Origin of the sequence: Streptomyces sp. NPDC001634 (genome assembly GCF_040298185.1) — a bacterium.
In the GTDB taxonomy this organism is placed as follows: Bacteria; Actinomycetota; Actinomycetes; order Streptomycetales; family Streptomycetaceae; genus Streptomyces.
Genome location: NZ_JBEOZU010000018.1, coordinates 125,800 through 135,457, shown reverse-complemented (window position 1 = coordinate 135,457; position 9,658 = coordinate 125,800). Strand labels below are relative to the sequence as shown.

Here is a 9,658-nt window from a genome sequence, read left to right as displayed (position 1 = left end):
TTGATCGCGGCGGGTGATGTGAGCGATCAGGTCCCGTGCCACACCGCTCGGCGGAGTAGAGGCGCCGTCCCAGATGACGCGCAGAGTCCTGCGCAGGTCGAGCTCCGGTCCGCACCGTCACGAGCCGGCCTGTGGCCAGATCGTCCTCGACGGCCAGTTCGCTGATGACGGCTGGTGCGGTGCCGGCCAGTGCGGCCGCGCGCACCGCCGCCGTGGCGGGCAGCGCCAGCGCCGGGACGACCTGGGGGGCACCCGGACCGAGCACCGCAGCCAGAGCCCTTCTACTCGGGCAAACACAAGAAGCACGGCATGAACGTGCAGGTCATAGCCGATCCGCAGGGGCGCCTGATGTGGGCCTCACCTGCCTTGGCCGGCGCCGTCCACGACGTCCGTGCTGCGCGCGAGCACGGCCTCATCGAGGCACTCGCCGAGGCCGGCATCACCTGCTGGGCAGACAAGGGCTACCAGGGCGCAGGCGGCACGGTCCGTCTCCCTTACCGCGGCCGATGGGACAGCCTCTCCGCCGGCCAGCAGGCCGTCAACGGGTCCCACGCAAAGATCCGCGCACTGGTCGAGCGGGCCGTCGCCACCGTCAAATCCTGGCGCCTCCTCCGCAAACTCCGCTGCTCGACGACCCGGATCACGAGCCTCGTCCAAGCCGTGCTGGTCCTCCAGCTCGCCGCCGCGGACTGAGATCAACCCGCAGCAGTCACCAGGTCCGTCAATTCGGCCTCTGTCATTTCCGCCCGCAGACGAACGTCGAAGGTGTAACCCTCATCACAGAACACCACGTCAAGGTCCACGGGCGTCAGCCTGCGAAAGACGATCGCCAACCAGATCGCGTCCTCCTCCCAGACATCCATGTACAGGCAGGTACCGTCCTCGTGCAGATACGCCTCACCTGGGCCGTTCTCGGTCTCGAACTTCCGTGTGAGGCTGCGTACTTCGCTGCGGTGCATCGAGTCGATCTCGACCCCAGACCACCGGGCACGGATCGCGTCTGTCAGCGCATCCCGATCAATGCGCCATCCGCCCACATCACCCTCGACCACCGCCAAGAACGTCATAGCCAGGGTCTACCAGATGTCCGCGACACAGCGCCGATCGGCTGTCGCCCGAAGTTGGAATGGGCTCAGTGACTACATGGGGCAGGAGCGAGTTGAACACCTACACGCTGTACGGCCGTCTGAGGCATGAAAGAACCCCGCTCGACCAAATCCCGCTAGGGATCGACCAAACGGGGCTCAGGGGGTGCTCAGGCGCCTACTTGGCTGGCGCCTCTGCCCAATGCACAGTCACCCGATCCTCCGTGTTCGCGTGCCGGCCACGGCCGATGGACTTAGCGATGGTGATGCGGTCGAGGAAGAAAGCCAGGAAGCTACGTCGCTGCTCCAGGTCCCAACTGCCCCACGTCGACTCCGGCCCGATGGGGTCGCCTTCCGGGGCCGTCCACTCCGAGGGGATGACCACGGTGCCGCTCTCATCCCGCCCCAGCTCAGCCACGCGCTCACTCACGCGAGCCTCATGGGCAGTCAGCCGCTCGACGGATTGAGCGAACATGGCCGTGCCGGTCGCCCCGGCGTACAGCCCTGCCTGCCGGTCGGCATACAGCGTGCGGAGGGCTTCCCGTACGTGCTCCAACTCAGCCCGCGCGGCGGCTAGTTCGGCCTGCCGCTCGCCCGTGTCTGCCTGGGCGGCAAATCGACGCGCTGCCTCACCAAGCCATTCCAGGTCTTCACGGTCCTCGGGGTCCAGCGCACTCAGGCGCGACCACACGGTGCGGGCGACCACGTCGTCGGCGGCTTCCATACTGATGGCCAGGCCACCATGTCCCGGCACAGCGCCGGACTGGGCCCGGTTGCACCGGTAGAGCTGCTTGCCGTTGCGTCGGTCGGTCACCATGGACGATCCGCACACCCCACAGAACAGCATCCCTGCCCCGCCGAGCAGCGACGGCACAGACCGGCCAGCCTGCCTCACAACCTGCGGCGTACGGCCGTCTAGAACGTCCTGAAGGCGCCACCAGTCGTCAGCGGGAACGATGCCCTCATGTGCTACCAAGGGGGCGCCGGAATCGTCGCGCAAAATGACTCGCTTGGTGTCCTGGCGTTCAGCGGCATAGCCAGCAAGGCGAGGGTCACGCAGGATGCGCAGCACGGTCGAGGACACCCACGCAGTACGCTCCAGCGGCTTGCTTATGCCCCTGTCCCGCCGGGCGGTCACGCGCGCTGCCATGTCCGCCGCTTTGGTCGGCACGCCGTCTGTGTTCAGCCTGCGGGCAATGGCAGATGCGGCTACGCCGGACAACGCCCACTCGACCATTTGGCGCACGTGCGGTGCCTCTGCCGGGTCCGGGACCAGCTTGACCACCACCAGGTCCCCGCGCGGCTCCCGGCTCGACTGGAAGCCGTATGGAGCCATGCCGGACACGTGGGAGCCAGCAGCGCGCAGGGTCTCTTTAGTCGCCGTGATGTACGCCGACTTCATGTCGGACTCTTGCTGGGCCAGCGCGGCGATAAGGCCGAAGATCGCGACGCCCATGGGGGTGGACGTGTCCAGGTAGGGCTCTTCCACGCTGACGAGCAGCACGCCGTGTTTGGCCAACTCCTCATTGATCAGCATGGCCTCAAGGGCACCCTGCCGAGTGAGGCGGGACAGCGAGAACACGACCACTGCGTCTACGTGCCCGGCGCGAACGGCGGACATCATCTCCTCGAACTCCGGCCGGACGACCTTCGGGTCCCAGCCGGATTTACCGACGTCGGCGAAGTGGCCCGCGTTGTCCCAGCCTTTGGCCGTGATCAGCGCCTCGCACTTGGTCCGCTGTGCTTCGGGGGACGACGCGGAGTCGTCCTCACGCTTCCTTGACTGTCGGATGTAGGACACTGCGCGCACATGGTCCAGATTAGGGGTCCAGTCGGGGCCCCGTTTGACGAGAGGTGTCATGTGCCTAGCGTAGTAAAAATCAATGTCCTGACCGTCCCTGCCGAGCAGCGGGAAACCCTGGAGAAGCGGTTCGCCTCCCGGGCCCATGCGGTCGAGAGCTCCGACGGCTTCGAGTGGTTCGAACTCCTTCGCCCGGTCGAAGGCACGGACAACTACCTGGTCTACACGCGGTGGCGTGACGAAGAGTCGTTCCAGGCCTGGCTCGAGGGCCCGATGAAGGCGGCCCACCAGGGCGCCGGCGAAGGCGGGGAGCGGCCCAGGCCTGCGGCCTCCGGCTCCACCCTCTGGTCCTTCGACGTGGTGCAGCAGGCAGGGCCCAAGAGCGAATAGGCCGCCGCGCGCCCGGCACACCACGCTGCCCCGCGCCCGGCACACCACGCTGCCCCGCGCCCGGCACACCACGCTGCCCCGCGCGCGGAACAACGACACAACGACACAACGACGCCCCCGCGCCCGGAAAGGGCGCAGGGGCGTCGCTCGTAGTGATCCGGGTGATCCGGGTGATCCGGCCGGTTACTTCACCGGCTCCGGCTCCGGCTCGCTCTCCGTCTCCGCCTGGCCCGCCGGGTCGACCGGCGTCTTCACGGAGTCGAGGAGCAGCTGGGCGACGTCCACCACCTGGATGGACTCCTTGGCCTTGCCATCGTTCTTCTTGCCGTTGACCGAGTCGGTCAGCATGACCAGGCAGAACGGACAGGCGGTGGAGACGATGTCCGGGTTCAGGGAGAGGGCCTCGTCGACGCGCTCGTTGTTGATGCGCTTGCCGATCCGCTCCTCCATCCACATCCGGGCACCACCGGCGCCGCAGCAGAAGCCGCGCTCCTTGTGGCGGTGCATCTCCTCGTTGCGCAGGCCCGGGACGCTGGCGATGATCTCGCGCGGGGGCGTGTAGATCTTGTTGTGGCGGCCCAGGTAGCACGGGTCGTGGTAGGTGATGATGCCCTCGACCGGGGTGACCGGGATCAGCTTGCCCTCGTCGACCAGGTGCTGCAGCAGCTGGGTGTGGTGGATGACCTCGTAGTCGCCGCCGAGCTGCGGGTACTCGTTGCCGATCGTGTTGAGGCAGTGCGGGCAGGTGGCGACGATCTTCTTCGCCGACTTCGGCTTCTTCGACTCGGGCGTGACCTTGCCGTCGTCGTCCAGCTCCTCGCCGAACGCCATGTTCAGTGCCATGACGTTCTCCATGCCGAGCTCCTGGAAGAGGGGCTCGTTGCCCAGACGGCGGGCGGAGTCACCGGTGCACTTCTCGTCGCCGCCCATGATCGCGAACTTGACGCCCGCGATGTGCAGCAGCTCGGCGAAGGCCTTGGTGGTCTTCTTGGCGCGGTCCTCCAGGGCGCCGGCGCAGCCGACCCAGTACAGGTACTCGACCTCGGTGAGGTCCTCGATGTCCTGGCCGACGACCGGGACCTCGAAGTCGACTTCCTTGGTCCACTCCAGGCGCTGCTTCTTGGCCAGGCCCCAGGGGTTGCCCTTCTTCTCCAGGTTCTTGAGCATCGTGCCCGCCTCGGAGGGGAAGCTGGACTCGATCATGACCTGGTAGCGGCGCATGTCGACGATGTGGTCGACGTGCTCGATGTCGACCGGGCACTGCTCGACGCAGGCGCCGCAGGTGGTGCAGGACCACAGGACGTCCGGGTCGATGACGCCGTTCTCCTCGACGGTGCCGATCAGCGGGCGCTCGGCCTCGGCCAGCGCTGCCGCAGGCACCGAGGCAAGCTGCTCCTCGGAGGCCTTCTCCTCGCCCTCCATGGTCTTGCCGCCGCCGGCCAGCAGGTACGGGGCCTTGGCGTGCGCGTGGTCGCGCAGCGACATGATCAGCAGCTTCGGGGAGAGCGGCTTGCCGGTGTTCCAGGCCGGGCACTGGGACTGGCAGCGGCCGCACTCGGTGCAGGTGGAGAAGTCCAGCAGGCCCTTCCAGGAGAACTGCTCGACCTGGGAGACGCCGAAGACGTCGTCCTCGCCCGGGTCCTCGAAGTTGATCGGCTTGCCGCCCGAGGTCATCGGCTGCAGCGCGCCCAGCGCCGTCTCACCGGTGGCGTTGCGCTTGAACCAGATGTTCGGGAAGGCGAGGAAGCGGTGCCAGGCCACACCCATGTTGGTGTTGAGCGAGACCACGATCATCCAGATGAAGGAGACGCTGATCTTGATCATCGCGACCAGGTAGACCAGGTTCTGCAGCGTGCTCAGGCCGAGGCCCTTGAAGGCGAGGACCAGCGGGTACGAGGCGAAGTACCCGGCCTCGTAGTGCTCCACGTGGTGCAGGGCGCCCTCGAGGCCGCGCAGGGTGTAGATGGCAAGACCGATGGTGAGGATGACGTACTCGACGAAGTACGCCTGACCGGACTTGGAGCCCGCGAACCGGGACTTGCGGCCGGGCCGCGAGGGCAGACTCAGCAGCCGGATGGTCATCAGGACGACGATGCCGAGGACCGTCATCACACCGATGAACTCGGTGTACATCTCGAACGGCAGGAAGTCACCGATGACCGGCAGCGTCCAGTCCGCCTGGAAGAGCTGGCCGAACGCCTGGGCGAGGGTCGGCGGCAGGGTGAGGAAGCCGACGGCCACGAACCAGTGCGCGACGCCCACGATGCCCCACCGGTTCATCCGTGTGTGGCCGAGGAACTCCCTCACCAGCGTCACACTGCGCTGGTAGGGGTTGTCGGTCCGGCTGCCGGCGGGGACCGGCTGGCCGAGTTTGAAATACCGGACGAACTGACCGACGGCGCGTGCCAGCAGCGCAACGCCGACCACGGTCAGAACCAGCGACACGATGATCGCGGCGAGTTGCATGGGGGCTCCTCGGGCCTGCGAGGCGGTGTTTCGAAGTTAATTACTAAGCGGTAACTTATGCAGTCCGTCTGAGACTACCCCTATCTTTCGCTGCACTGTAGCCAGCCGTGCGGTGATCTGCGTCGCTGAGGTGAGCCTGCTCGACCGTGCCGCGGCACGGCGTGGCATAGCTGTCATTCATCGCAAATCATGACATTCGGCTTTAGCTTAGGGCCGTGTTCTACGGGATCGCCGCCGCCGTCAGCGCCCTCCTCCTCGCCTCCGTGCTCGCGGCGCTGCTCAGGGCGGCCGCACTGAGGGCCGGGCTCGTCCGACAAGGGTCGGCCGGCCCGGACCGGCGGGCGCGGCCGGTGCCGTTGCTCGGGGGAGTGGCCGTCGTCCTTTCCACCGGGGCCGTCGCCGTGGTGGGCGACCGGACGGGGAACGCCCCGCTCGGGTCCGTCGGCCAGTTGCTCATCGCCTCGGCGGCCGTCGCCGCGCTCGGACTGGTCGCCGACGTATGGCGGCTGAGGACGCGGTTCCTGGCCGCCGGTACGGCCGTGGCCGCGGCCTGTGTGGTGCCGTACGACGACATCGGGCCGGCCGCCGGGCTCGCGGCGGTGGGCTGGATCGTCTTCGTCGCCCTTGCGTTCAAGGGGCTCGACCGCGCGGACGGGCCGGCGGGAACCGTGGGCGTGATCACCGCGTTCGGAGTGGGTGTGTGCGCGGCCGTCGAGGTGATGGACGGGCTCGTGGTGCTGCTGAGCGTGCTCGCTGCCGCCCTCACCGGGTTCCTTCTGCACGGCTGGCCGCGACCCGCGCGGATCGGCCTGGGGGCCTGCGGTTCCCTCTTCACCGGCTTCGTGCTCGCTTCGGCCGCCGTGCTCACCCGGAGCGGGTACGACGCGGTGTCCAGCGTGGGCGTGCTGTTCGCGCTCACCGCCGTCGCGAGCGCCGACGCCGTCCTCGCCCTCCTCGTCGCCCTCCCCCGGCGGCCGGCCGGGCGGTCGCGGGGGCGCGGCGGCCCCGACCACCTCGCGCACCGGCTGCGGCGGCTCGGGCTCACCCCGCAGGGCGTGACCGTCGTCCTGGGTGCCGGGGCCTTCTCGGGGGTGCTCGTCGGGGTGCTCGTGCACGCCGGGTGGATCGGCGGGACTGCGGTGCTGTGGGTGGCCGCAGGGGCCCTGGTGGCCGTGCTCGCCCTCCTCCGTGTCCCGGTGTACGGAGCCCCTCGTCAACCTGATATCTCCGTACGACCTCCCCGACGCGCCGAATCGTCGCAGGTCAGCAGCCGCTTGCGTGTAAGGAGCGGATAAGACTTGAGTCGAGGCGACTCAGCTCTGTTGACCCAGCGGTGAGGGTCGTGCACACTTGAGTCCGTTCCACTCAAGTCAGCTGGAGGAATCACAATGGCACGTGCGGTCGGCATCGACCTGGGCACGACTAACTCCGTCGTCAGCGTTCTGGAGGGCGGCGAGCCCACCGTCATCACCAACGCCGAGGGCGCCAGGACCACGCCGTCCGTCGTCGCCTTCGCCAAGAACGGCGAGGTGCTGGTCGGTGAGGTGGCGAAGCGCCAGGCGGTCACCAACGTGGACCGGACCATCCGCTCCGTCAAGCGTCACATGGGCACCGACTGGAAGATCCAGCTGGACGGGAAGGACTTCAACCCGCAGCAGATCTCCGCGTTCATCCTGCAGAAGCTGAAGCGGGACGCCGAGGCGTACCTGGGTGAGAAGGTGACCGACGCGGTCATCACCGTCCCCGCCTACTTCAACGACTCCGAGCGGCAGGCCACCAAGGAGGCCGGTGAGATCGCGGGCCTCAACGTCCTGCGCATCGTCAACGAGCCCACCGCGGCCGCCCTCGCCTACGGCCTCGACAAGGACGACCAGACCATCCTCGTCTTCGACCTCGGTGGCGGCACCTTCGACGTGTCCCTCCTGGAGATCGGTGACGGCGTCGTCGAGGTGAAGGCCACCAACGGTGACAACCACCTCGGTGGTGACGACTGGGACCAGCGCATCGTCGACTACCTGGTCAAGCAGTTCGCCGCCGGCCACGGCGTGGACCTCGGCAAGGACAAGATGGCCCTCCAGCGCCTCCGTGAGGCCGCCGAGAAGGCCAAGATCGAGCTGTCCTCGTCCACCGAGACCTCGATCAACCTGCCCTACATCACCGCGTCCGCCGAGGGCCCGCTGCACCTGGACGAGAAGCTCACCCGGGCTCAGTTCCAGCAGCTGACGGCCGACCTCCTGGAGCGCTGCAAGACGCCGTTCCACAACGTCATCAAGGACGCCGGCATCTCCATCGGCGAGATCGACCACGTCGTCCTCGTGGGTGGCTCGACCCGTATGCCCGCCGTCGCCGAGCTCGTCAAGGAGCTGACCGGCGGCAAGGAGGCCAACAAGGGCGTGAACCCGGACGAGGTCGTCGCCATCGGCGCCTCGCTCCAGGCCGGTGTCCTCAAGGGTGAGGTCAAGGACGTCCTGCTCCTCGACGTGACCCCGCTGTCCCTCGGTATCGAGACCAAGGGCGGCATCATGACCAAGCTCATCGAGCGCAACACCACGATCCCGACCAAGCGGTCCGAGATCTTCACCACGGCCGAGGACAACCAGCCGTCCGTGCAGATCCAGGTCTACCAGGGCGAGCGTGAGATCGCGGCGTACAACAAGAAGCTCGGCATGTTCGAGCTGACCGGTCTGCCGCCGGCCCCGCGCGGTGTCCCGCAGATCGAGGTGTCCTTCGACATCGACGCCAACGGCATCATGCACGTCACGGCGAAGGACCTCGGCACGGGCAAGGAGCAGAAGATGACCGTCACCGGCGGCTCTTCGCTCCCGAAGGACGAGGTCGACCGGATGCGCCAGGAGGCCGAGCAGTACGCGGAGGAGGACCACCGCCGCCGCGAGGCCGCCGAGACCCGCAACCAGGGCGAGCAGCTCGTCTACCAGACCGAGAAGTTCCTCAAGGACAACGAGGACAAGGTCCCGGGCGAGATCAAGACCGAGGTCGAGACCGCCGTCGAGGAGCTCAAGGAGAAGCTGAAGGGCGAGGACACGGCGGAGATCCGTACCGCCACGGAGAAGGTCGCGGCCGTCTCGCAGAAGCTCGGCCAGGCCATGTACGCCGACGCCCAGGCCGCGCAGGCCGCGGGCGGTGCCGGTGACGCCGGTGCCGGCCAGGCGAAGGCCGACGACGACGTCGTCGACGCCGAGATCGTCGACGAGGACCGTAAGGACGGTGCCGCGTGACGGAGGAGACCCCGGGCTTCGAGGAGAAGCCCGACGTCCCCTCCGGCGCCACCCCTGATGACGCCGAGCCGCAGGCCGCCTCCTCCTCTGCGAAGGAGGCGGCGGCCCCGGCGGGGGACGCAAACGCACAGACCGCCGGTCTGACGGCGCAGTTGGACCAGGTGCGCACGGCTCTGAACGAGCGCACGATGGACCTCCAGCGTCTCCAGGCCGAATACCAGAACTACCGTCGCCGCGTCGAACGCGACCGGATCACGGTCAAGGAGATCGCCATCGCGAACCTCCTGACCGAGCTCCTGCCCGTGCTCGACGACATCGGCCGCGCGCGGGACCACGGCGAACTCGTCGGCGGCTTCAAGTCCGTCGCCGAGTCGCTGGAGACCGTCGCGGCGAAGATGGGTCTGCAGCAGTTCGGCAAGGAGGGCGAGCCCTTCGACCCGACGATCCACGAGGCCCTGATGCACTCGTACGCGCCGGACGTCACGGAGACGACGTGCGTGGCGATTCTGCAGCCCGGGTATCGGATCGGCGAGCGCACCATCCGCCCCGCGCGGGTGGCCGTGGCCGAACCGCAGCCGGGGGCGCACACGGTCAAGGCCGAGGAGACGGCCGAGGCGGGCGACGACAAGGAGAGCGGTGGCCCGGACGAGGGCTGACGTACACCAACGAGGCGTAGGGAA

7 protein-coding genes and 2 pseudogenes are annotated in these 9,658 nt (G+C 68.0%); 5 read left to right on the top strand and 4 right to left on the bottom strand.

What is annotated here, in order from left to right; translation table 11 throughout:
* Positions 1-265, bottom strand: a pseudogene (locus tag ABT186_RS14670) (hypothetical protein); the annotation flags it as partial.
* An 8-nt stretch (positions 266-273) separates the two neighbouring features.
* Here ABT186_RS14670 and ABT186_RS14665 point away from each other — a divergent pair.
* Positions 274-693 (top strand): annotated as a pseudogene (locus tag ABT186_RS14665) (transposase family protein); the annotation flags it as partial.
* Between the two features lie 2 nt (positions 694-695).
* Here the strand turns inward: ABT186_RS14665 and ABT186_RS14660 are convergent.
* On the bottom strand, positions 696-1,067 hold the full coding sequence (locus ABT186_RS14660) for a hypothetical protein (RefSeq protein WP_351925262.1): 372 nt from the start codon (positions 1,065-1,067) through the stop codon (positions 696-698).
* Positions 1,068-1,263: 196 nt separating this feature from the next.
* Positions 1,264-2,946 (bottom strand): recombinase family protein, encoded by a 1,683-nt coding sequence (locus ABT186_RS14655; protein ID WP_351925260.1) that lies wholly within the window; start codon positions 2,944-2,946, stop codon positions 1,264-1,266.
* Here ABT186_RS14655 and ABT186_RS14650 point away from each other — a divergent pair, their 5' ends adjacent.
* Positions 2,947-3,276: an antibiotic biosynthesis monooxygenase family protein gene (locus tag ABT186_RS14650; protein WP_351925258.1), complete on the top strand. Its 330-nt coding sequence runs from the start codon at positions 2,947-2,949 to the stop codon at positions 3,274-3,276.
* Positions 3,277-3,459: 183 nt separating this feature from the next.
* On the opposite strand, the gene ABT186_RS14645 is transcribed toward ABT186_RS14650, so the two are convergent.
* A complete protein-coding gene (locus ABT186_RS14645; protein ID WP_351234330.1) occupies positions 3,460-5,742 on the bottom strand; it encodes a (Fe-S)-binding protein in 2,283 nt (760 codons plus the stop codon).
* A gap of 215 nt (positions 5,743-5,957) precedes the next feature.
* On the opposite strand from ABT186_RS14645, the gene ABT186_RS14640 reads away from it, so the two are divergent.
* From ABT186_RS14640 to grpE, 3 genes are all read left to right on the top strand, one after another.
* Entirely contained in the window at positions 5,958-7,037 is a 1,080-nt protein-coding gene (locus tag ABT186_RS14640; protein WP_351925256.1) for an MraY family glycosyltransferase, read from the top strand.
* Between the two features lie 93 nt (positions 7,038-7,130).
* Positions 7,131-8,978 (top strand): molecular chaperone DnaK, encoded by a 1,848-nt coding sequence (gene dnaK / locus ABT186_RS14635; RefSeq protein ID WP_351234334.1) that lies wholly within the window; start codon positions 7,131-7,133, stop codon positions 8,976-8,978.
* Complete coding sequence (grpE, locus tag ABT186_RS14630) at positions 8,975-9,634, top strand: nucleotide exchange factor GrpE (protein WP_351234336.1); 660 nt, start codon at positions 8,975-8,977, stop codon at positions 9,632-9,634. Before dnaK ends, grpE begins: the two co-directional genes overlap by 4 nt.
* Positions 9,635-9,658 lie beyond the last annotated feature (24 nt).

Bases quoted from the DNA above. Each gene is read 5' to 3' on its own strand.
- ABT186_RS14660 (WP_351925262.1), bottom strand. From the start codon at position 1,067: ATGACGTTCTTGGCGGTGGTCGAGGGTGATGTGGGCGGATGGCGCATT.
- ABT186_RS14655 (WP_351925260.1), bottom strand. From the start codon at position 2,946: ATGACACCTCTCGTCAAACGGGGCCCCGACTGGACCCCTAATCTGGAC.
- ABT186_RS14645 (WP_351234330.1), bottom strand. From the start codon at position 5,742: ATGCAACTCGCCGCGATCATCGTGTCGCTGGTTCTGACCGTGGTCGGC.
- dnaK (WP_351234334.1), top strand. From the start codon at position 7,131: ATGGCACGTGCGGTCGGCATCGACCTGGGCACGACTAACTCCGTCGTC.